The sequence below is a fragment of the Sulfitobacter sp. W027 genome, from assembly GCF_025143985.1.
Lineage (GTDB): Bacteria > Pseudomonadota > Alphaproteobacteria > Rhodobacterales > Rhodobacteraceae > Sulfitobacter.
Genome location: NZ_CP083564.1, coordinates 3192088 through 3214092, shown reverse-complemented (window position 1 = coordinate 3214092; position 22005 = coordinate 3192088). Strand labels below are relative to the sequence as shown.

The following is a 22005-nucleotide window of genomic DNA, read 5'->3' as shown; positions in this document are numbered from 1 at the left end:
CGGCGCAGAGGGAGGCGGTCATTTGCCCGCCTTCCACGCAATGTCCTGCGGCGCGGGCGGGACGGGAGAGCGCTGCGCCGGGATTTCCGGCTGCGCCTCGGCTGGGGCGTCGGTCTTTTCGATGTGGACCTTGAGGTCGAACCACGCGGCCTGTCCGGTGATCGGGTCGGAGTTTGACCACCGCAGACCGTCGCCCTTGGGCGGCAGTAATTCGTGGATCAGGTGGTTGAGCAAGAAGCCTTTGGTCGTCTCCGGCGCGTCGCGGTCCAGCGCCCATGCGCCCTTGCGCTTGCCGATGGCGTTCCACGTCCAGACCGTTTTGGGGTTCAGGGCCGCCATCTCCATCACGGGCACGGTGATCCCTCCATGCGGAGAGGTCACGCGCGCCCAATCGCCGTCTTGCAGCCCCTTGGCGCGCATGATCGCGGTGGGCAGGTAAAGCGGGTTGTGCCCGTGCAACTGGCGCAACCAAGCGTTTTGGCCGCCCCAAGAGTGGTACATTGCCATCGGGCGTTGGGTCAGCGCGTGGACGTTATAGCCCTCAACGCCTTCTGGATCGCTTTCGTACCAGATCGGCAGGGGCGACATGGTCTGCTTGATCCGTTCACGCAGATGCTCAGGCGGTTGGCGGTCGCCATGACCTTCGGCGGCCAATTGAAAACGCCGCAGCGGCTCGACGTAGAGCGAGAACAGATAGGGCTGCGGCGCGTCGTAGATGCCCATGCCGACGGCCCAATCCTGATAGGCAGCGTTCCACGGCTTGTAGTAGTTCGCCCCTTCCGGGATGTGATTGACGAAGAAGCCGCCGTTTTCGATATAGCGGTCGATCTGCTCGGGGTTCGGCGCCCCGCGCCCCGCGTCTCTGCCATCCTTACCCCGGAACCCGGCCAGCGGGCCGATGCCCGGACGGCGTTCGTGACGGGTGATGTAATCGGCGTAGTCTTTGTATTTCTGGCTGCCGTCCTCGTTCACGAACCCCGGCAGCCAAAGCTTTGCCCCCAGATCGCAGAGCGCCGACTGAAAGCCGCGCACGTCGCGGTTGGGCTCCACCACGGGCCAACGGATCGCATCGGCGGCGGCGTCGGCCTCGCTGATCGGGCGGTCGAGCAGTGAGATGCAGTCGTGCCGTTCAAGGTAGGTCGTGTCGGGCAGGATCAGGTCCGCATAGGCCACCATCTCCGAGGAATAGGCATCGGAGTAGATGATCCGAGGGATGACGTAGTCGCCATTCTCGTCGGTATCGGTCAGCATCTCCATCACCCCGCCGGGGTTCATCGACGAGTTCCACGACATATTCGCCATATACATGAACAGCGTGTCGATCTTATAGGGATCGCCTGCATGGGCGTTGGAGATCACCATATGCATCAGCCCGTGGGCTGACATCGGGTTTTCCCATGTGAACGCCTTGTCGATCCGCGCCGGGCTGCCGTCGGCCTTCAGCGCGAGGTCATCCGGGCCATGCACGAAGCCCAGGTGCGGCCCATCCAGCGGCGCATCGGGGGTGGCTTTGCAATGCGGTTTGGGATGGGCGGTGGCAGGCTTGGGGTAGGGCGGTTTGAAGCGGAAACCGCCGGGCACTTCGACGGTGCCAAGGATGATCTGCAGCACATGCAGCGCGCGGCAGGTCTGAAACCCATTGGCATGGGCCGAGATCCCGCGCATGGCGTGGAAAGAGACCGGGCGGCCTGTCATCGTCTTGTGATGCTCGCCCCGGAAGTCGGTCCATTCGTGCTCAAGCTCGAAAGCTTCGTCAAAGGCGACGCGGGCCAGTTCGGCAGCGATGGCGCGGATGCGCGGCGCGGGGATGCCACAACGCTCAGCGACGGCCTCGGGGGTGTACTCTTCACCCAGATATTGCTCGGCCATCTGGCGAAAGACCGGGCGGTGCGTAATGCCCGCCGTTCGGTAGGTGGCGGCAAGGTCGGGGCGCACGCCGGGCTGGTCAAAGGGGGTGAGTTTGCCGGTCTTGCGGTCGACCACCAGCGCCTTGCCGTCCTCATCGCGCAATTGCAGGCCATACTCCGGCGATTTCGGGTCGCTGTTCAGCAGCACTGGCGCGTCGGTGTAGCGCGCGAGGTAGTCCAAATCTATGCGTCCGGCCTTCATCAGGCAGTGGATCAGCGACAGAATGAACAGCCCATCAGTGCCGGGCGTGATGCCGACCCAATCATCGGCGATGGCGTTGTACCCGGTGCGGATCGGGTTCACCCCGATGACCCGCGCACCGCGTTTCTTCAGCTTGCCCAGACCCATCTTGATCGGATTGCTGTCATGGTCCTCGGCCACACCAAACAGCATGAACAGCTTGGTGTGGTCCCAATCGGGCTGACCAAACTCCCAGAACGCTCCGCCCATCGTGTAGATGCCAGCGGTGGCCATATTGACCGAGCAGAAACCGCCGTGGGCCGCGTAGTTCGGCGTGCCGAAAGCCTGCGCCCAAAGCGATGTGAAGCTCTGCGATTGGTCGCGCCCGGTGAAGAACGCGAGCTTTTCCGGCGCTTCGCGGCGCAGCGGCTCCAGCCAGTCGGTGGCAATCTGCAGCGCCTCTTTCCAGCTGATGCTCTCAAACTCGCCTGACCCGCGCGGGCCGACCCGTTTCATTGGGTTGCGCAGCCGTGCGGGAGAGTTGTGTTGCATGATCCCGGCAGAGCCTTTGGCGCAGAGCACCCCTTGGTTCACCGGGTGGTCGCGGTTGCCTTCGATATAGGCGACCTTGCCCTTCTTCATATGCACGTTGATGCCGCAGCGACAGGCGCACATGTAGCAGGTGGTCTTGCGAACCTCGTCCGAGACCTTGGGCGACAGATCAAGCGGCGGCTGGGAGTGCGTCATGAGAGGGCGGGGTCTTTCAGCAGGGCGCGCGTTTGGCGCGCGATATGTTTCTCTTCGGCGGCGGGGATGATCCAATTGGGAATATTTCCCGCCCAGCTAAGGTTTGCAAGAACCTTTTCCCTCACCTCGGAATCGTTTTCGCCGATACCCCCGGTGAAGACGATGCCATCGAGCCCGCCCATGGCGGCGATCATCGACCCCGCTTGCCGGGTGATCCAGTAGCAGAAGTGGTCGCGGGCAAAGCGGGCGGCGGTTGTATCGGTCTCAGCCAGTTGCCGCATGTCGGCGGTGAGGCCAGAGAGGCCCAGCAATCCGCTTTCGTGATGCAGCAGTGTTTGGGCCTCCTCCAGCCCCAGATCGCGCACCAGATGCAGCACCGCGCCCGCGTCGATCTCGCCTGCGCGGGTGCCCATGGTCAGCCCGCTGAGCGGCGAGAAACCCATAGTAGTGGCGACCGACTGCCCCTCTAGGATCGCGCAGAGCGACGCGCCATTGCCCAAATGCAGCGCCAGCAGGCGGCGGGGAAGGTCTGCGCCCGTGGTCTGAGGGAAATTCTGCACGAGGCTTTCATAGCTGATGCCGTGAAACCCATAGCGACGCAGGGCGGCGGTCTCTGCCCGGTCGGGCAGAGCATAGCGGCGTGCGACATCGGGGTTGCTGCGGTGAAAGCCTGTGTCAAAGGCGGCAACCTGCGGCAGGTCGGGCAGGAGCGCTGCCAGCGCCTCGATCGCGCCGAGGTGGTGCGGATTGTGCAGTGGCGCCAGCGGTTGAGCCTCGGCGATGGCGCTTCGGACGGCAGGCGTGATTGTCGTTGTCTCGGCCAGATTCGGGCCGCCATGCACGACACGGTGGGCGGCGGCCGTCAGGTCAGCGCCCGCAATCCCTTTTTGTTGCAGCCCGTCCAGAATGGCGCGGAAGGCGGTCTGGTGGTCAGGCAGATCAAGGCGCACCGGCGGAGCGTCTCCCAGACGCAGCGCGCCGGTCTGGCCGATGCCCTGCGCCTCAATCCGCAGACGCTCGGCCAACCCGCCGTCAAAGACCGCCGCCTTGATAGACGACGATCCCGCGTTGACGACAAGCACCAGCGCTTGGGTCACGCCTCAGACCTGTTGCGGGCGCATGTCATCCCGGCTGATTCCAGCGACAGAGACGGGTTTCTTCATCGCGTCGCGCCGGAAGGGCTCGCCCAGCTCTTGGTTCAGCAGCACTTCGATGAAGGTGGTCTTGCCCTCGTCCATCTGCGCCTTGACCGCGCGGTCAAGCGCGTCGGTCAACTCATCCATCGACGACACTTGTACGCCCTCGACGCCACAGGCTTTGGCCACCGCGGCATAGCTCACATCCTGCGCGAGTTCGGTGCCGACGAAATTGTCATCAAACCACAGTGTCGTGTTTCGTTTCTCCGCGCCCCACTGGTAGTTGCGAAAGATTACCATGGTCACGGCGGGCCAGTCGTCGCGGCTGACGCTGACCATCTCGTTCATTGAAATGCCAAACGCGCCATCCCCGGCAAAGCCCACCACCGGCACGTCAGGGCAGGCGATCTTGGCCCCGCAGATCGCCGGGAAACCATAGCCGCAGGGGCCGAAAAGGCCGGGGGCGAGGTATTTGCGGCCCGCCTCGAATGTTGGATAGGCATTGCCGATGGCGCAGTTGTTGCCGATGTCGGAGCTGATGATCGCCTCTTTCGGCAGCGCTTTCTGGATCGCGCGCCATGCCATGCGGGGGGACATCTTTTCCGGCTCGCGGTCGCGGGCGCGTTCGTTCCATGTGGTGCCGGGGTCGTCTTCCTCGTGATCCATTGAGGTGAGTTCCTGCGCCCATGCGGATTTGGTCTGGGCGATCAGGTTGCGCCGTTCCTCGCGGCCCGCGTCGCCCGCGCTATCGCTGAGCCCATCAAGGATCGTGCGGGCCACCTTGCCGGCATCGCCGACGATGCCCACGCTGACCTTCTTGGTCAGGCCGATGCGGTCGGGGTTGATGTCGACCTGAATGATCTTGGCGTCCTTGGGCCAATAGTCGATGCCATAGCCCGGCAGGGTCGAGAAGGGGTTGAGCCGCGTGCCGAGCGCCAGCACCACATCGGCCTTGGCGATCAATTCCATCGCCGCTTTCGAGCCGTTGTAGCCCAAGGGCCCCACCGACAGCGGGTGCGAGCCGGGGAAGGCGTCATTGTGTTGGTAGCCGCAGCAGACGGGCGCATCGAGCCGTTCGGCCAGTTTGCGTGCGTCGTCAATCGCGCCGCCGATGACCACACCCGCGCCATTCAAGATCACCGGGAATTTCGCGTTTGAAAGCAGTTCCGCCGCTTCGGCAATGGCGGTCTCTCCGCCAGACGGGCGCTCGAACTCGACGATGGCGGGCAGGTCGATGTCGATCACTTGGGTCCAGAAATCACGCGGGATGTTGATCTGCGCAGGGGCGGAGTGGCGTTTGGCTTGCAGGATCACCCGGTTCAGCGTCTCGGCGATGCGGGTCGGGTCACGGACCTCCTCTTGATAGGCGACCATGTCGCGGAAGAGCGCCATCTGCTCGACCTCCTGAAAGCCGCCCTGACCGATGGTCTTGTTCGCCGCCTGCGGGGTCACCAGCAGCAACGGCGTGTGGTTCCAATAGGCGGTTTTCACCGGCGTCACGAAGTTGGTAATCCCCGGCCCGTTCTGCGCCACCATCATCGACATCCGCCCCGAGGCGCGGGTGAACCCATCGGCCATCATGCCAGAGTTACACTCATGCGCGCCGTCGTAGAAGGTGATCCCGGCGGCGGGGAACAGGTCGGAGATCGGCATCATGGCCGAGCCGATAATGCCAAAGGCCGTGTCGATCCCATGCATCTGAAGGGTTTTGACGAAGGCTTCTTCGGTGGTCATTTTCATGGGGCGATCCTTTGGGCGTGGGGGCAAAGCTTGGGGCAAATTACGGGTAGGCGCGGGCGGGGGTTAGGGCCAGAAATGGCCCAGCCCTAAGGCCAGATCAGCGCAGGCGGTCAATCTCTTGGGCAATCAGGCCGACGCCTTCGCCGATCCGTGCGGCGGGGATGGAGGAATAGGCCAGCCGGTAATAGTTCGTGGCCCTCTCTTCGCCCGCGAAAAAGGCGTGGCCGGGTTCGACCAAGACATCGCTGGCGCGCAGGTATTCAGCCAGTTGCGCGGTGTCCACGCTCTCCGGCGCGCGCATCCAGAAAGAGGATCCGCCGTAAGCGCCCCGGCCCGAGACCCGCAGCCCATGCGCTTCAAGCGCCTCTTCCATGACGCGGCGGCGTTCGTGGAGCGCCAACCCCATGCGGCGAATGAGGGCGTCATAATGGCCCAGCGACAGGAAGTAAGCGGCGGTACGCTGGATATGCCCCGGCGGGTGCCGCAGGACCGATGCGCGCAGAGCGCGGGCTTCGCGGATGAAGGGTTCAGACCCCACCAGATAGCCCAGCCGTAGCCCCGGAAAAAGCGATTTGGAGAAACTGCCGACATAGATCACCCGCCCCTCATCATCGAGCGATTTGAGCGCGGGCGAGGCGGGTTTGAGAAAGGACATTTCAAACTCATAGTCATCCTCAACAATGAGCGCCTCAAGCGTGCGGGCGCGGGCCAAGAGCGCCCGGCGGCGGTCCATCGGCATGGTCGCATTGGTCGGGCATTGGTGGCTGGGCGTGGTGAAAATCACATCGGTATCGGGGGGGATCGCCTCAGGCGGGAGGCCGTCTTGATCCACGCGCACCGGGGTGATGTGGCAGCGGGACTGGCTGAGGATACCGCTGAGCGCCGGATAGCACGGGTCTTCCAAAACGGCGCGACGGCGTTGAGTCAGCAGCACCTGCGCTGACAGCCAAAGCGCGTTCTGCGCGCCAAGCGTGATGAGGATTTGCTCGGGCCGCGCCGAGACGCCGCGCCGGGGCAGGATGTGGCGGGCGATGAACTCGATCAGTTGCGGGTCGTCTTGGTCGTAGTAATCGGTCGTCATCGAGGTAAAGTCGCGCTGGCCCAAGGCTTGCAACGCGCAAAGTCGCCAGTTGGCGTGGTCAAACAGGGTCGGGTCAGCTTGGCCGTAGATGAAAGGGTAGCGGTAGCTGGCCCAATCCTGCGGTTTGGCGGCCAGCCCATTGGCGCTGAACCGTTGACCGATGGCGCGGGTCCAGTCGATGGCGTCATCCGCCTCGGCGCGGGGGGCAAAGGCCGGCGGGGCTGGCGCGTTGTCCGAGACGAAATAACCCGACCGCCCGCGCGAGGTGAGGTAGTCATTCGCCAAAAGCTCGGTATAGGCGATGGTTACTGTGATCCGGCTGACGCCAAGATGCGCCGCGAGCTTGCGGGTCGACGGCAGTTTCTCTCCCCGCTGAAACCGACCTGAGAGGATGCCTTGGGCGATCATCTGTTGGATCTGCTGCTGCAGGGTGCCTTGCGCACCGGGGCGCAGGCAAAAGGTTTCGACGGGCAGGGCCATGCCGTGAGGTTAGGCTGGCCTTAGGGGGAGATCAATCTGGCATTACGGGCCTCCGAATTTGACGCGGTGCCCCGCCCCCTACTTCCGTTCGTCCGACGCGTCGCCTAGAAGTATCGGATGAGCATCTTCGCCCCTCTTTTGATCGCCGTGGACGGCGGTGGCACAGGTTGCCGCGCGGCCATCGGCACGCAGCATGATGGCATCCTTGGCCGGGCATCCAGCGGGCGCGCGAATATCGGCAATGACCCTGAGCAGACGCTTGTGAACCTGCGCAGCGCGGTTGAGGCGGCGGCGGCCTCGGCGGGGCTGCCCGTCTCGGCACTTGAGGGGGCCACGGCATACATCGGCCTTGCGGGGATGAATATTACGCGCGACGAGGCGCGCCTGCGCGCGGCGCTGCCCTACGCCCGGATCATTGCTGATGATGACCGCCCGGCCTGCGTCGTTGGCGCGCTTGGCGAAGGCGTGGCGGGCTGGGTGATGGCCATCGGCACGGGCACGATTGTGGCGGCAACGGATGGCGCAGGTTTTCGCTATGTCGGGAGTTGGGGGTTCCATCTGGCCGACCAAGGATCGGGCGCATGGCTGGGGCGCGGGGCGCTGAATCTTGCGCTGCAATGCCATGACGGGCTGATGCCGCATAGCGATCTGACCCGCGCTTTGATGGCGGATTTTGGAGATAATCCTGATGCCTTCGTGGCCTTCAGCCTGACGGCGCAGCCGGGAGACTACGCCGCTTTCGCGCCCAAGGTCATCGCGGCGGCAAAGGCCAAGGACCGCCATGCGCAGGCGTTGATGGAGGAAGGTGCTACCTATTACGTCCGCGCGTTGAAGGCGCTGGATTTCGCGCCGGGTGATCCGCTCTGCCTACTGGGCGGGATCGGGCCACATTATGCGCGGTTTCTGCCGGAAGACCATTTGGCGGGTCAGATTGCGGCGCGCGGCTCGGCGCTCGACGGCGCATTTCATCTGGTCTGCAAGGCCGCAGCGGGGGAGGTTTTGCCATGAGCGAAATCGGAAAGGTGTTCACCGGGGCGGAAATTCACGATGGGACGCATCTGCACTCCGGCAAGGTGCTGGCACTGATGCAAGACGGCAGCCGTCGCATTCTCACCCCCGAAGAGGTGCCGGAAAGCACGGCGACTGAGGGGTTGGCAGCGGGCGTGCTCTGCCCCGGTTTTATCGATCTTCAGGTTAACGGTGGCGGCGGAGTCATGTTCAACGACGCGCCCGATGTGGCCACTCTGCGCCGTGTCGCTGAAGCGCATCGCGCTACGGGTGTGGCGGCGCTTTTGCCGACCTTGATCACCGACACGCCAGACAAGACCGAAGCCGCCATTGAGGCTGCCGTCAGCGCCATTGCCGAAGGGGTGCCGGGCATCATCGGGCTGCATTTGGAGGGGCCGCATCTATCGCTTGCCCGCAAGGGGGCGCATGACGGGGCGTTGATCCGCCCAATGGAGGCAGCGGACCTCGCTCTTATCCTGCGCGCGGCCACGCTGTTGCCGAACCTCATGGTCACGGTCGCGCCGGAAAACACCAGCAGCGCGCAGATAAGCGCGATGGCCGAGGCGGGGGTGATCGTCTCGCTCGGCCATAGTGATGCGGATTACGAAACCTGCATGGCTGCCTTCGATGCGGGTGCCTGCTGCGTCACGCATCTGTTCAACGCGATGAGCCAGATGGGCAACCGCGCGCCGGGTCTGGTCGGGGCGGCGCTGGAGCGGGACGGGATCCACGCGGGTCTGATTGCCGACGGCATCCATGTGCATCCCGCCAGCATACGCAATGCGCTTGCGGCGAAGGCAGCGGGGATTTTTCTTGTCAGTGATGCCATGGCGACAGCGGGATCGGATATCACTAGCTTCACGTTGAACGGGCGCGAGGTCTTTCGCGCGGGCGGTCGACTGACCTTGGCGGACGGTACGTTAGCAGGGGCGGATCTGGAGATGGGCCGCGCGGTCTATACACTGACCCATGCGGTGGGGGAGCCGTTGGAGACCGCACTTGCGCGGGCGATATCGGGGCCGCTGGCGCTGTTGCGTAATCACATGGGCTTGGGTCGGATCGAAAACCCGGACCAACCCTTGGTGCTTTACGATCCCGAAAGCGGCGCGGTGCGTGTGCTGGGCTAGGCTGCGAAAAGCCGCCAGAAGAAGACCGCGCTCATGCCAAAGCCGATGGCGGCGATCAGCAAGCGCACCGTTTGTTTCGGCAGCGCCCGGGCCAGCGGCGCGCCAGCATAACCGCCTGCCGTGGCTGCCAGCATCATCAGCAACGCTTGCGGCCATGCAACAAGCCCCGCCAGTGCAAAGACCACCACAGAGATCGACGAAAGCACAAAGCTCAGCCCGTTTTTCAATCCGTTCATCCCGTGCAGATCGGTCATCCCCCAGAGCGCGAAAAGGGCCAGCAACACGATGCCCAAACCGCCGTTGAAATAGCCACCATAGACGCTGACAGCAAAAAGGCCGAGCGCGCCTTCGGGCGTCACAGGGCGGGCATGGGCGGCAGCGAAGGCGCGGATACGGTCGCCCAGTAGGAAGGCCAGCGTCGCGGCAAGCAGAAGGAATGGCACGACGACCGAAAAGGCCTCGTTGGAGGAGACCAGCAGCAGGCCAGACCCGACGAGGCCACCTGCAAGTGTTATGAGGCAAAGCCGCGCCAGCCGCTTGCGGTCAAAAACGCCCAGTTCATTGCGAAAGCCGAAGGCTCCGGCAAGGTAGCCGGGAAATACCGCTACGGCGCTTGTTGCATTGGCAGTCACGGGCGGCATGCCGACGAAGACCAATGCGGGGAAGGTCAGAAAGGTGCCGCCCCCGGCGATGGTGTTTAACACCCCTGCACTGAAGGCTGCGACCACTAAGATCGCAATATCGATTAATGTCATTTACCCTCCCCAAACGCGCAGGCGCTTTCACCCCCTGTTAGGATCAAATTGAGGCGCTGCCAAGCGCTGCGCTGGAGAGTGAAAACGAAAAAGGGCCCCGACCAATCGGTCGAGGCCCCCTTCACGCGAAACCGCGCAATGTCAGACGTTTATGGGCAAGCTGCGACGTAGCGCTGACCGTTCGAGTTCTGGTAAACGCATTTGCCGGACTGGGTCTGGCCGATGTAGTTGCCAGCCGCTGCACCGGCGAGACCGCCAATGATCGCGCCTTGAACTTTGTCGTCGCCACCTGAAACGGCAGCACCTGTGGCCGCACCGAGGGCTGCACCTGTCAGGGCGCCTTGGCTGGGCGTGGTGCCGTTACAAGCGGCAAGAGTGGCGACCAGCGGAATGGCGATAAGGAATTTCTTCATGTCTTTCTCCCAAGTTACTCATTTGCCAACGCGGGGAGGTTGGAAGAGGTTCCCGCGAAAGCGATGGATATTAAGAAAAATTTTCAACGCAGGGGTGCGCGGCAATTTTCCATCTGATGTCATGTTCGGGCAAGACAGAGGTTTAGATAGACGAAGGCAGCACCGGGTCAACCGATGCTGCCTTGCAGAGCGATGTTTTCGCGGTTTTACGCCGAAGCGAAAACCCGGCCCAGTGCACTATCCACCGCCGTGATGATCTCATTGATATCATCACGCGAGGCGATCAGGGCGGGCGAGAAGCACAGCGTGTTGTTCTTGCCCGGCAGCGAGCGGTTGGTCGCACCAATGATGACGCCTTGGGCCATGCAGTCACCCACAACAGCCTGAATGCGCTTTTCCTCAACGGGGTCGCGGCTGTCGCGGTCGGTGACCAGCTCCGCCCCGAGAAACAGCCCCTTGCCGCGCACATCGCCGATCACTGCGTGTTTGTCGGCCAGCGCGTGCAACTGATCCAGCATGTAGTTGCCCATGTTGGTGGTGTTCTCCAACAGGTTCTCACGCTCAATGATGTTCATGTTTTCGATGCCCGCCGTCGGTCCCGCAGTGCAACCCCCAAAGGTCGAAATATCGCGGAAGTAGTTCAATGGATCGCTAGCGTCGTCTTTGAACATGTCGAAGACCGCATCGGTCGTGACCAGACAGGCAATGGCGGCATAGCCCGAGGCAACGCCTTTGGCCATCGTCACCATATCAGGCTGGATGCCGTAATGCTGATAGCCGAACCATGTGCCCGTGCGCCCGACGCCGCAGACGACCTCATCAATATGCAGCAGGATGTCATACTTCCGGCAAATCTCCTGCACGCGCTCCCAATAGCCGTCAGGGGGGACGATCACGCCGCCGCCTGCTGTCACCGGCTCCAAGCAGAGCGCGCCGACGGTTTCCGGCCCTTCTGCAAGAATCACCTTCTCGATCTGGTCAGCGGCCCATGGGCCGTAGTTCTCTTGCGGGGCGCCTTCCTGCTCAAAGCTGCGGTATTCCAGACAGTGCGGCACGCGCACGAAACCCGGCGCGAAGGGGCCGTACTGCGCATTGCGCTCATCCTGACCGCCCGCCGAGAGGCAGCCGATGGTGGTGCCGTGGTAGTCGCGGTCGCGGTAGAGGATCTTGTGCTTCTTGCCGCCATAGCGCTTGTGCGCGATTTGGCGCACCATTTTGAAGGCTTTCTCATTCGCCTCGGAGCCGGAGTTGCAATAGTAGACGCGGTCGAGACCGGGCATCTTGTCCAGCAGCTTTTCAGCGAAATGAGAGCCGGGGATCGACCCTGCGGAGCCGGCGAAATAGTTCAGCTTGATCAGCTGGTCGCGCACGGCATTGGCGATGCTTTCGCGGCCGTAGCCCACGTTGACTGTCCAGACACCGCCCGACACGGCATCAAGGTGTTCTTTGCCCTTTTGGTCCCAAACCCGCATGCCCTTGCCTTCGACAATGATGCGCGGATCGGTGGTCTCATAGGGTTTGTGCTGGCTCAGATGGTGCCAGATATGCGCGCGGTCGGCTTCGACAACGCGGGAGATGTCGTTCTCGTTGAAATTGCCGTCCATGGGGCAAACCTTTCTGTGCGGGTGGGCGAACCCACGAATGAAGCCCGCACTGAGGCGGGCAATGTGCGTATCACATCACCGCGAAAGCCGCATCGCAAGTAGTGCCAGTTGGGTTTGTTCCTTAAGGCCAGCCGGGGGTGCCGATTTCTTTTAAAGAAATCGGGCCGGACTTTTTGAAAAAGTCCGTGGCCTTATGCAAAAACGCCGGGGTGGTGCCCCGGCGTTTTGTCTTACTTCGATTTCGGGCCGCCCTTGCCACCCTGTTTGCCGATCTTGTTCGGCGGAGTGAAGCGTTTGGAAGGGTCTGACGCCCGCTTATAGGACTTTTCGCCGCCGGGCGTGGTGGCCGAGGAGGTCGGCTTGCCCTTGGCTTTGCGCGGCGCGTCGCCCGCTGGCTTTTCCTTTTTCCAGACGGCTTTCGCCTTGGGCTTGGCGGTGGTTTCGCCCCCAGACTTGGGTTTTGGCGCGGCTCCGGGCTTCATCGGGCTGCGCTCGGTCTTGTGGGACTTTGGCGGGCGTTCGCCCTTGGGGGCACGGGGTTTGTCAAACTTAGGCTTGTCGAACTTGGGCTTGTCGAAAGACGCGGCACCGGGACCATCCGCCGCTTTGGCGCGTGGCTTGCGCGGGGCGGGCGCGGCGTCGGGATCGTAGTTGTCACGCGGGGGGCGCGGGCCACGGTCGGGGCGGTCGCCTTTGTAGCCGCCGCCGGGCTTGGGACCACGGTTGCCGCCAGGTTTCGGACCACGGGCCAGATCGGGGGCTTTGTCGAGCTGCGTCAACACCGCGCCTTCTTCGAGTTTCATGTCACCGCCGAGCGCAGCAAGCAGGCCGGGAACTGAGGTCTCCAGCACTTCGACAAAGCTGTGGCTGCCTTGCACACGGATCGCGCCGATGTCGTCTTTGGACAGATCGCCGCGACGGCAAAGCATCGGCAGCAGCGTGCGCGGCTCGGCCCCGTCGTTGCGGCCGGTCGAGATCGAGAACCAGACGGATTTGCCAAAGGCCGGGCGCGGCTTGTCATCGCCGGGGGCACCGGGTTCGGCCAGTTCTTCTGGCGCGGATTGACGCGCGCGGTAGAGGTTGACGAAGGCAGTGGCCAGTTGCTCTGCCGAGAATTGCTCAACCAAATTGGCGACAAAACCTTCGGCATCTTCCGGGATCGGGTCAGACCATGCAGAATCGGCCAGCAGACGGGCTTCGTCTGCAGCGTTAACCTCAGCGGCAGACGGCGGTGCCGCCCATTCCACTTTCAGCTTCGCGCCGCCAATCAGACGGTTAGCCTTGCTGCGCAGTTTGGCAGGCACGATCAGCGCGGAAACACCCTTGCGCCCGGCGCGGCCTGTGCGGCCCGAACGGTGCAGCAGCGTGTCGGAGTTGCTGGGCAGATCGGCGTGGATCACCAACTCAAGGTTCGGCAGGTCGATGCCGCGTGCGGCAACATCGGTGGCAATACAGACCCGCGCACGTCCGTCACGTAGGGCTTGCAGCGCGTTGGTGCGCTCGGACTGCGTCAGCTCGCCCGAGAGCGCCACGACCGAGAAACCCCGGTTGGTAAAGCGCGTGGTCAGACGCGCCACGGCGGCGCGGGTGTTGCAGAACACGATGGCGTTTTTGGCCTCATAGAAGCGTAGGACGTTGATGATCGCGTTTTCAGTGTCACGCGGGTGCACATTCAGCGCGCGGTATTCGATATCGCTGTGCTGTTTGGCTTCGCTCACAGTGGTGATGCGCTGCGCGTCGCGCTGGTAGGATTTCGCCAGTTTGGCAATCGCCGCAGGCACGGTGGCCGAGAACAGCAGCGTGCGGCGCTCTTCGGGGGATTCGGAGAGGATGAACTCAAGGTCTTCGCGAAAACCAAGGTCGAGCATCTCATCCGCTTCGTCCAGCACCACGGCGCGGATCGCGTTGAGGTTGATGTTGTTGCGTTTGATGTGGTCACACAGACGGCCCGGCGTGGCGACGACGATATGCGCGCCTCGGTCAAGCGCACGGCGCTCGGTGCGGGTGTCCATGCCGCCGACGCAGGTGGTAACGATCGCACCGGCCTTGCCATAGAGCCACGTCAGCTCGCGGCTGACCTGCATCGCCAATTCGCGGGTGGGGGCAATAATCAGCGCCAGCGGCGCGCCCGCTTGGCCGAAATGGGTGTCGTCACCCAAAAGCGTCGGCGCGATGGCGAGGCCAAAGCCCACCGTCTTGCCCGACCCGGTTTGGGCGGAGACCAGCAGGTCTTGATCGTCCAGCGCAGGGTCTGTGACGGCCTCCTGCACGGCGGTAAGTGTTTCATAACCCTGTTGGGCAAGGGCATCGGCAATAGTCTGGATCACGAAGGCTGTCCTGTCTTGAACGTTTGTGCGGGGGGCGGGCACGTGGGGTGCTACCAGCCACGGCAAAGGAATCCGACCGTCGGTAGAGGGTCAGGGATGGAATGTACATGGGGGTTTTGTGGCGAATTGTCACCCTTTTTACCTGTTCGACGGCTTTCAGGGCATAAATGGGCGAGGAAGTGCCGTCTGATCTCTTGTCCGGCCCCCTCACATCTTGGTCAGGCCGATGGCGCGCCCGGGCGGGTTCGGTTAGCTATGACCGAGGCAAAAAGAGAGAGTGAGGCAATCTGGTGCAAAGCGATCTGCCCCTGACGCGGGATCTGGTGCTGGTGGGCGGTGGCCATGCCCATGCCCTCGTGCTGCGCAAATGGGGGATGGACCCGCTGCCCGGTGCGCGGCTGACGGTGATCAACCCCGGCCCCACCGCGCCCTATACCGGCATGCTGCCCGGGCATATAGCCGGGCACTACGGGCGGGATGAGTTGGAGATTGACCTGATCCGCCTGTGCCGCCACGCGGGGGCGCGGCTGATCCTTGGGGCGGCGACTGGCATCGACCGGGCGGCGCGCGAGATCACGGTCGGAGGGCATGGGGCCGTGGCCTATGACATGGCCTCGATCGACATAGGCATCACGGCCAAGATGGATCTGCCGGGGTTTGCTGACCACGCTATCGGGGCCAAACCACTTGATGTCTATGCCGCGCGCTGGCGTGAGTTTCTGGCAGCGGTCAAGACGGGCGAACAGCCGCCCGAGGTGGCGGTGATTGGTGGCGGTGTGGCGGGCTGTGAGCTTGCCATGGCGATGGCTTTTGCGCTGCGCCAAGCGGGTGTGCAGCCTGCCGTGAGGGTGGTGGAACACGGGCCACAGCTTTCCGGCATGGCCCCTCGGACCGAGGCGATGGTTCGACGCCGCATGGTGGACTTGGGGGTGGGTCTCACGCTGAATGCCAAAGTGGCGCAGATCACCGATAGGGCGGTCATCTTGGACGGGGCCGCGTCGATCCCGGCTGCGCTTTGTGTGGGGGCCGCAGGGGCGGTGCCGCATGGCTGGCTCGCGCAGACTGATCTGCCGCTTCATCAGGGGTTCATCCGTGTTGGGGCAGACTTGGGTGTCGTGGATGATGATGCACTCTTCGCCGTGGGCGACTGCGCGCATATGGAGGCCACGCCGCGCCCCAAGGCCGGGGTTTTTGCCGTGCGGGCAGCGCCGGTGCTGCATGATAACCTGCGCGCTGCGCTGAGTGGTGGTGCGCGGCGGGCGTTCAAACCGCAGCGGCACTATCTCAAGCTGATCTCACTCGGCGGGAAAGCCGCGGTGGCGGAGCGGAACGGGCTGGCCCTTGGCGGCGCGTTGCTTTGGCAGTGGAAGGACCGCATTGATCGCAAGTTCATGGATCAGCTTGACGACTTGCCTGAGATGATAGGCCCCGCGCTGACTGGTCCGGCGGCCTCGGGCGTAGAGGAAGCGCTGGCAGGCAAGCCGCTTTGTGGTGGATGCGGCGCAAAGGTGGGCGGCGCGGTGCTGGGAGACCTTTTGGCAAAGGTACAGGGGCCAATCTCCGGCGATGTGGTCACTGGGGCGGGCGATGATGCGGCGGTGCTGCGCCAACCTGGCGGCGGCTTTCAGGTGATGAGCACGGATCACCTGCGCGGCTTTGTCGAAGACCCGGCACTGATGACGCGGATCGCAGCGGTCCACGCCTTGGGCGATGTTTGGGCGATGGGAGCCAAACCGCAGGTGGCGCTGAGCTCGATCATCATGCCGCGCATGTCACCCGCATTGCAGGCCCGCACGTTGCGTGAGATCGCGGCGGCCGCGCAGGATGTGATGGCGGCGGCAGGGGCGCAGATTGTGGGTGGCCACACGACCATGGGCGCGGAACTGACCATCGGGTTTATGGTCACAGGCACGCGAGAGGATATGCCAATCGGTGTCGGCGGCGCGCAGCCGGGGGACGTGCTTTTGCTTACCCGGCCCATCGGATCGGGCATTATCCTTGCAGGTCATATGGCGGGCTGCGCACCAGGGCGGGTGGTGGCCGACGCACTTGGCGCGATGGCTACGCCGCAGGGGCGGGAGGCAGAGATTTTGGCAAACGCTCATGCGATGACAGATGTGACAGGCTTTGGCCTTGCCGGGCATCTGCAGGCGATCTGCCGGGCGTCCGGGCTGGCAGCCGAGCTTTGGGGCGAAGCGGTCCCGCTCTATCCCGGTGCGCAGGCGCTGTCGGATCGGGGGGTGGCATCGTCGCTTTTACCGGTCAATCAGGCGGATGCTCCGATAGAGGCCGCAGGCCCGGTGAACCCACTTTTTCACGACCCACAGACCGCTGGGGGGCTGCTGGCGGCCTTGCCAGAGGCGGCGGCGGAAGCAGCGCAGGCACGGCTAGAGGCTGCGGGTCTGACAGGCCATATCGTCGGACGGCTGGAGGTCGGTGCCCCCTCTATGCGCCTGACGTAAACCGGGCGTTCAGCGCGGTGGCGGTCTCGGCCAAGGTGGTTTCGTTGAGGTCATCCAGCAGCAGCCGCTCTACCGGCTCGGGGTTGCGGCTGGCGGCTTTGGCATAGCGCGGGTCGTAATGTTGACCAATCAGACCTTCGGCAAGGGTGGCCCAATCGCCCGCGTGGGCTTGGGTCTGCCATTGGGTGATGGTCTCTGCGCTGTGATAGGGGCGCAGCTTGTCGATACGATCTTCAAGCAAGGCAGGGTCCGTCGTCAGGTCATCATAGGCCCAACAGAGGAAGTCCGCCCGCGCGGCCAAGGGTGCGGCGATCTCGACCCGAGGTGCGGCGAGCATCGCAGCCCAGAGCGCGGGAGGCAGGGTAATGTCACCGATCTTGCTGCTTTCCGCCTCGACCCAAGTTACCCGTGCCGGATCAAGCGGGGCTAGCGCTTGAGCCAAACGCGTCTCAAACATCTTCTGATGCGGCTGGCCGCCATCCACCGCGCCAAACAGGGAACCGCGATGCTGCGCCAGCCCTTCAAGGTCCAGCACCTGCGCGCCTGTCTGAGCCAGATGGTGCAGCAGCCGCGTCTTGGCAGTGCCGGTGCCGCCTTCTATCAGCATCAAACGGTGTGGCAGGGGCGCGTCGTAAAGCGCTGCGACCACCAGACGGCGGTAGCTGCGATAGCCGCCGCGCAGGAGTTGCACACGCCAGCCGACCTGATCGAGAATTGTCGAAAACGCACCCGACCGCTGCCCGCCGCGCCAGCAATAAACCAGCGGTTGCCAGCCACCGTCTTTACCCGCAAGTGCCGTCTGCAAATGCCGCGCCGTGTTCTGCGCCACCAGCGCGCCGCCGATCTTGCGGGCGTCAAAGGGGCTGACTTGTTTGTAGATGGTGCCGACCTCGGCCCGCTCTGCATCCGACAGCACGGGCAGGTTGATCGCGCCGGGCAGGTGATCCTCGGCAAACTCCGCAGGGGCGCGCACGTCGATGATTGTGTCGACGTTGAGCGTGGCGAGGTCCGACAGGACGGTGAGGGTGCAGGGGGTCATCTGGAGTTCCGGCAAAGCCCCGCGCCCCGTGATAGGGCGCGGGGGCAATGGCTCAGGCCTTGGCCGCGATCACCAGCACTTCAACCAGATACTCTGGCGTGGCGAGCTTGGATTCGCCGCAGGCGCGGGCGGGGGCGTTGCCCTCGGGCACCCAGGCGTCCCAGACGGCGTTCATGGCCGCGAAGTCTGCCATGTCGGCCAGCCAGATGGTCGATTGCAGAATGCGGGTCTTGTCGCTGCCGACCTCGGCCAGCAGGGCGTCGACCTTATCAAGGCAAACTTGGGTCTGCTGGGCTACATCGGCACCCGCCGTGCCGACCTGACCGGCAAGGTAGATCACATCGCCATGTTCGACGATTTGGCTCATGCGGGTGTTGGTGTGGTGGCGTTTGATCTCGGTCATTCTGTCTCTCCTTTGACGTTGCAAAACTTGTGGCAGCTTTGCGTGAGGGAGGCCAGATCAAAGGCCGCGTATCAGGACTTCTCGATAGGGCCGCCTGCTTTTTCCCAGCCGCCGAAACCGTCCTTCAGATGCGCCGCGTCAAAGCCCATGTCTTGCAATGTCGCGACCGAGATGGCCGAGCGCCAGCCAGAGGCGCAGTGAAAGATGAACTTCTTGTCTTGGGCAAAGACCTCTTTGAAATAGGGGCTATCGGGGTCGACCCAAAACTCCAACATCCCGCGCGGGCAGTGGAACGCACCGGGGATGAACCCGGTACGCTCGCGTTCGCGGGGATCACGCAGGTCGACGAATTGCACATTCTCGTCGTCGAGCATGGCGATGGCCTCAGCGCTGTCGATCTCTTCGATCCGGGCACGGGCCTCGGCGACCATTTCGGCGGCGGTTTTCTTGAGGGCCATCGGGGTCTTCTCCTTACAGTTGGTTCAGCAGGTCAGGTGTGGGCCAGCCATCGATGGGGAGGCCGAGACGGGCCTGTTCCGAGCGTACGGCGGCGCGGGTGCCGGAGCCGAGGATGCCATCTACATCACCCACATCATAGCCCATGGATTGCAGCTTGCGCTGAAGCGTTTTCATCGCGTCGCCGCTAAGCCCCGGTTGCGGATTGCCTGCGTCGAAAACCTGTGCGCCTTCCAGCCGCGTGGCGAAATAGGCGGCGGTCATGACGTAGGTAAAGCTTTGGTTCCATTCGAAATAGACCCGGAAATTCGGGTAGGCAATAAAGGCCGGCCCGCCGCGCCCTTGTGGCAACAGGACCGAGGCGGTCAGCCCTTCGGCCAACGGCCCGTTGCGGGGCGAGACGCCCATCGCTTGCCATTCGCTGACGGGTTTGGTGGTCTCCAGCCCGCTTTGCGACCAGTCGAAGTCTTGGGGGAGAGAGACTTCGGTCAGCCAAGGCTCCCCCGCGCGCCAGCCGAGGCTTTGCAGCATTTTGGCACCCGACAGCAACGCATCGGGGGCTGAGGTTTTCAGGGAGACTTCGCCATCTCCGTCGCCATCCACGCCGTTTTCGATGATGTCGCGGGGTAGCATTTGCACCATGCCGATCTCGCCCGCCCAGGCGCCGGTGGTGCTGGCCGGGTCGAAGGCACCGCGCTCAAAGAGTTCGAGCGCCGCAAAAAGCTGCGGGCGGAACAGTTCGGGGCGGCGGCAGTCATGGGCCAGCGTGGCCAGCGCATTGGCGGTGTTGAAATCCCCTTGGATCGCGCCGTAGTCCGTCTCGAACGCCCAGAAGGCCAAGAGCACGCCACGGCTGACGCCATATTCGGATTCAACCCGGTCAAAGATCGCGTCGTATTTCTCACCATTGGCGCGGCCCCGGTTGATCCGGTCGTTGGAGATCAGATGCCGCGAAAATTCGATGAAGGGTTTTTGGAATACGCCCTGCGCCTGATCGGCGCGCAGCACGGCGGGGTCTTGGCGCAGACCTGCAAAAAACCGATCGGCGGTGGCAGGGTCGGCACCATTGGCCACGGCCTCGGCCTTGGCATCGGCGATGAATCCAGAGAAATCACCGCCACAGGCTGTTTCAGCATAGGCGGTGGCGGGAAGGGTGAACGCCGCAAGGGCGGCGGCTAGAAAGATGGGGCGCATGGATATCCTCATAGTCACAGACAGGCCAGAACTAGGGCGATTGCCCACATCACCAACCATGCCTGCCAGAGGCGGGTGATGGCCGCATCGATAGCCCGAGGTCCGATGACGCGCGCCCCCGCGCCGTGAACCCAAGCGAACTGCTGCAATTGCCCATCATAGGCGCGCGGGCCTGCAAGTGCCACACCCGTGGCCCGCGCCATGGCGGCTTCTGGCCAACCGGCATTGGGTGAGCGGTGCAGCGCCGCATCTGCGCGGATGTCGCGCCAGTGGTGCAAGACCCCGCCGGGCAGGGCGATAAGCAGCGCTGTCAGCCGGGCGGGGGCAAGGTTTAGCAGGTCATCCATCCGCGCCGCAGCCCAGCCGAAATCGGCATGGCGCGGGGTGCGGTAGCCGATCATACTGTCGGCGGTGTTGACGATTTTATAGACCAACAGCCCTGGCAGACCGGCTAGCAGGAACCAAAGGGCAGGCGCGATGATGCCGTCGCTGAGGTTTTCCGCGCCGCTTTCGATGGCAGAGCGGGCCACGGCATCTTCGGTCATCTCTGCAATGTCGCGGCTGACGATCATCGCAACGGCGCGGCGGCCTGCGGGCAATGACTGGCGCAGCCCATCAGCCACGGCGCGGAGGTGTTCGACGAGGGAGCGTTGCGCAAGTAGGATTGCGGCGGTGATGACCTCGGCAAGCGGGCCGAAGAAGCTCAGTAGCCAGCCTAGAACGGCAGCGCCGATCATCAGAGCTAACAGCAGCACCACGCCCTTGGCACGTCGCGCTTGGCCGTGGTTCAACCGCTGATCCCCCCAGCCGATCAACCGCCCCATCAGCACCGCCGGATGCGGCAAGCGCCGCCAGAGCCATTCCGGCTCCCCCATAGCCGCGTCCAGCAACATGGCCAGCGCGAGGATCGCCGGGGTGCTCATGCCAGCGCCTGCTCCAGCCGCGCCCAGCCGTCGGGGGCGGGCAGGCCGAGGCGCAGCCAGCGCGGGTTGTAGGGGAAGATGCGGGTCCAGATGTGGTGCTCGGCGAGGCGGGTTTGCCAAGCTAGCGCGTCGTCGACCTCATAGAGGCGGAAGAGCGAGGTGCCGCCGACGGTTTGCGCCCCCGCTTCGGTCATCATTGTGTCGAGACGGGTGGCGTCAGTCGCCAACCGGGCCCGCGTCGCCTCGGCCCAAGTTTCATCCCGCAAAGCCGCCGCGCCGATATGCAATGCCGGGCCGCTTACCGGCCAAGGGCCGAGCATCTGGCCAAGCCGTGCCACCAAGGCCGGATCACCGATGACAAAGCCCAGCCGCAGCCCGGCCAGCCCCCAGAACTTGCCAAAGCTTTTGAGGATCAGCGTGCCGGGTGTCGTGGCCTGCGCCATCAGGGTGGCGCTGGGCGTGATGTCGCAAAAGCTCTCGTCGATGATGCTGAGCGGGGTGGTGGTTTCCGTCGCGGGCCACAACCGCCCGTCGGGGTTGTTGGGGTGCACATGGACGGCGGCGTCGGTCTCGCCCGCCTCGACCACTTGCCAACCGTTCTCGGCGAAACTGGCGGCATGTTCATTGTAGGTCGGGCTGGGGATGCGCACGCGGCCCTTCGGGGCGAGCGCCGGGATGCGCGCAATGGCCGAGGATGCGCCCGGCACGGCGAGGATCGCGGCCCCCTCGGGCACCTGCCAAAAGGCGCGGGCGGCGGCCAGCAGCGCGGTTTGCGCTGCGGCATCGGGGAGGGCGGTCCATGCGCCCGCAGGCAGGGCGGGGACGTTGTAGGGCGCGGGGTTGATCCCGGTGGAAAGGTCGATCCACTCCGACCGCTGCCCGCCAAAACGCGCCGCTGCCGCATCGACACCGCCGCCGTGGTCGCGCTGGTCTGGCTGTTGCATCATCGTCCCCCTGCCGTTCTTGCTGCGGTGAAAGCGCAAAAGCGCTGCGCGATCAAGCGCCTTCCGCAAGGCAGGCAG

At 64.0% G+C, this 22005-nt stretch carries 17 protein-coding genes; 3 read left to right on the top strand and 14 right to left on the bottom strand.

What is annotated here, in order from left to right; all coding sequences use genetic code 11:
* Positions 1-18 precede the first annotated feature (18 nt).
* From K3759_RS15810 to K3759_RS15795, 4 genes are all read right to left on the bottom strand, one after another.
* Complete coding sequence (locus tag K3759_RS15810) at positions 19-2835, bottom strand: molybdopterin oxidoreductase family protein (protein ID WP_259983231.1); 2817 nt, start codon at positions 2833-2835, stop codon at positions 19-21.
* The gene (locus K3759_RS15805) at positions 2832-3932 is read right to left on the bottom strand and encodes an acetate/propionate family kinase (protein WP_259983230.1); all 1101 of its coding nucleotides are present in this window, start codon (positions 3930-3932) and stop codon (positions 2832-2834) included. Before K3759_RS15805 ends, K3759_RS15810 begins: the two co-directional genes overlap by 4 nt.
* A gap of 3 nt (positions 3933-3935) precedes the next feature.
* Positions 3936-5711, bottom strand: coding sequence for a sulfoacetaldehyde acetyltransferase (xsc, locus tag K3759_RS15800; RefSeq protein WP_259983228.1), 1776 nt, complete (start codon positions 5709-5711; stop codon positions 3936-3938).
* Between the two features lie 97 nt (positions 5712-5808).
* Positions 5809-7272 carry a PLP-dependent aminotransferase family protein gene (locus K3759_RS15795; RefSeq protein ID WP_259983226.1) on the bottom strand — a complete coding sequence of 488 codons (1464 nt, stop codon included), beginning with the start codon at positions 7270-7272 and terminating at the stop codon, positions 5809-5811.
* A 117-nt stretch (positions 7273-7389) separates the two neighbouring features.
* Between K3759_RS15795 and K3759_RS15790 the strand changes: the two genes are divergently transcribed.
* Entirely contained in the window at positions 7390-8280 is an 891-nt protein-coding gene (locus K3759_RS15790) for a BadF/BadG/BcrA/BcrD ATPase family protein (RefSeq protein ID WP_259983224.1), read from the top strand.
* Complete coding sequence (gene nagA / locus K3759_RS15785) at positions 8277-9407, top strand: N-acetylglucosamine-6-phosphate deacetylase (RefSeq protein ID WP_259983221.1); 1131 nt, start codon at positions 8277-8279, stop codon at positions 9405-9407. The genes K3759_RS15790 and nagA overlap by 4 nt, the downstream gene beginning before the upstream one ends.
* Here the strand turns inward: nagA and K3759_RS15780 are convergent.
* From K3759_RS15780 to K3759_RS15765, 4 genes are all read right to left on the bottom strand, one after another.
* Positions 9404-10162: a sulfite exporter TauE/SafE family protein gene (locus tag K3759_RS15780; protein ID WP_259983219.1), complete on the bottom strand. Its 759-nt coding sequence runs from the start codon at positions 10160-10162 to the stop codon at positions 9404-9406. The two genes, nagA and K3759_RS15780, sit on opposite strands and share 4 nt — an antisense overlap.
* A 149-nt stretch (positions 10163-10311) precedes the next feature.
* The gene (locus tag K3759_RS15775; RefSeq protein WP_259983217.1) at positions 10312-10575 is read right to left on the bottom strand and encodes a glycine zipper 2TM domain-containing protein; all 264 of its coding nucleotides are present in this window, start codon (positions 10573-10575) and stop codon (positions 10312-10314) included.
* Between the two features lie 206 nt (positions 10576-10781).
* Entirely contained in the window at positions 10782-12179 is a 1398-nt protein-coding gene (locus K3759_RS15770; protein WP_259983215.1) for an aspartate aminotransferase family protein, read from the bottom strand.
* A gap of 230 nt (positions 12180-12409) precedes the next feature.
* A complete protein-coding gene (locus tag K3759_RS15765) occupies positions 12410-14506 on the bottom strand; it encodes a DEAD/DEAH box helicase (protein ID WP_259983213.1) in 2097 nt (698 codons plus the stop codon).
* A gap of 290 nt (positions 14507-14796) precedes the next feature.
* Between K3759_RS15765 and selD the strand changes: the two genes are divergently transcribed.
* A complete protein-coding gene (gene selD, locus K3759_RS15760) occupies positions 14797-16968 on the top strand; it encodes a selenide, water dikinase SelD (protein ID WP_409202493.1) in 2172 nt (723 codons plus the stop codon).
* On the opposite strand, the gene mnmH is transcribed toward selD, so the two are convergent.
* From mnmH to cobD, 6 genes are all read right to left on the bottom strand, one after another.
* The gene (mnmH, locus tag K3759_RS15755; RefSeq protein ID WP_259983212.1) at positions 16952-18007 is read right to left on the bottom strand and encodes a tRNA 2-selenouridine(34) synthase MnmH; all 1056 of its coding nucleotides are present in this window, start codon (positions 18005-18007) and stop codon (positions 16952-16954) included. The genes selD and mnmH overlap by 17 nt on opposite strands.
* A gap of 52 nt (positions 18008-18059) precedes the next feature.
* Positions 18060-18410, bottom strand: a complete 351-nt coding sequence (locus K3759_RS15750; protein WP_259983210.1) for a RidA family protein — start codon at positions 18408-18410, stop codon at positions 18060-18062.
* Between the two features lie 71 nt (positions 18411-18481).
* Complete coding sequence (locus tag K3759_RS15745) at positions 18482-18868, bottom strand: rhodanese-like domain-containing protein (protein WP_259983209.1); 387 nt, start codon at positions 18866-18868, stop codon at positions 18482-18484.
* 13 nt (positions 18869-18881) lie between these two features.
* A complete protein-coding gene (locus K3759_RS15740; RefSeq protein WP_259983207.1) occupies positions 18882-20060 on the bottom strand; it encodes a lytic murein transglycosylase in 1179 nt (392 codons plus the stop codon).
* 14 nt (positions 20061-20074) lie between these two features.
* Entirely contained in the window at positions 20075-20983 is a 909-nt protein-coding gene (cbiB, locus tag K3759_RS15735) for an adenosylcobinamide-phosphate synthase CbiB (protein ID WP_259983205.1), read from the bottom strand.
* Positions 20980-21927: a threonine-phosphate decarboxylase CobD gene (cobD, locus tag K3759_RS15730; RefSeq protein ID WP_259983204.1), complete on the bottom strand. Its 948-nt coding sequence runs from the start codon at positions 21925-21927 to the stop codon at positions 20980-20982. Before cobD ends, cbiB begins: the two co-directional genes overlap by 4 nt.
* Positions 21928-22005: the final 78 nt, after the last annotated feature.

Excerpts from the sequence above, each read along its gene's own strand:
- K3759_RS15770 (WP_259983215.1), bottom strand. The coding sequence starts at position 12,179 with ATGGACGGCAATTTCAACGAGAACGACATCTCCCGCGTTGTCGAAGCC.
- mnmH (WP_259983212.1), bottom strand. The coding sequence starts at position 18,007 with ATGACCCCCTGCACCCTCACCGTCCTGTCGGACCTCGCCACGCTCAAC.
- K3759_RS15750 (WP_259983210.1), bottom strand. The coding sequence starts at position 18,410 with ATGACCGAGATCAAACGCCACCACACCAACACCCGCATGAGCCAAATC.
- cbiB (WP_259983205.1), bottom strand. The coding sequence starts at position 20,983 with ATGAGCACCCCGGCGATCCTCGCGCTGGCCATGTTGCTGGACGCGGCT.
- K3759_RS15740 (WP_259983207.1), bottom strand. The coding sequence starts at position 20,060 with ATGCGCCCCATCTTTCTAGCCGCCGCCCTTGCGGCGTTCACCCTTCCC.
- K3759_RS15810 (WP_259983231.1), bottom strand. The coding sequence starts at position 2,835 with ATGACGCACTCCCAGCCGCCGCTTGATCTGTCGCCCAAGGTCTCGGAC.
- K3759_RS15775 (WP_259983217.1), bottom strand. The coding sequence starts at position 10,575 with ATGAAGAAATTCCTTATCGCCATTCCGCTGGTCGCCACTCTTGCCGCT.
- K3759_RS15795 (WP_259983226.1), bottom strand. The coding sequence starts at position 7,272 with ATGGCCCTGCCCGTCGAAACCTTTTGCCTGCGCCCCGGTGCGCAAGGC.
- K3759_RS15780 (WP_259983219.1), bottom strand. The coding sequence starts at position 10,162 with ATGACATTAATCGATATTGCGATCTTAGTGGTCGCAGCCTTCAGTGCA.
- K3759_RS15745 (WP_259983209.1), bottom strand. The coding sequence starts at position 18,868 with ATGGCCCTCAAGAAAACCGCCGCCGAAATGGTCGCCGAGGCCCGTGCC.
- cobD (WP_259983204.1), bottom strand. The coding sequence starts at position 21,927 with ATGCAACAGCCAGACCAGCGCGACCACGGCGGCGGTGTCGATGCGGCA.
- xsc (WP_259983228.1), bottom strand. The coding sequence starts at position 5,711 with ATGAAAATGACCACCGAAGAAGCCTTCGTCAAAACCCTTCAGATGCAT.
- K3759_RS15790 (WP_259983224.1), top strand. The coding sequence starts at position 7,390 with ATGAGCATCTTCGCCCCTCTTTTGATCGCCGTGGACGGCGGTGGCACA.
- nagA (WP_259983221.1), top strand. The coding sequence starts at position 8,277 with ATGAGCGAAATCGGAAAGGTGTTCACCGGGGCGGAAATTCACGATGGG.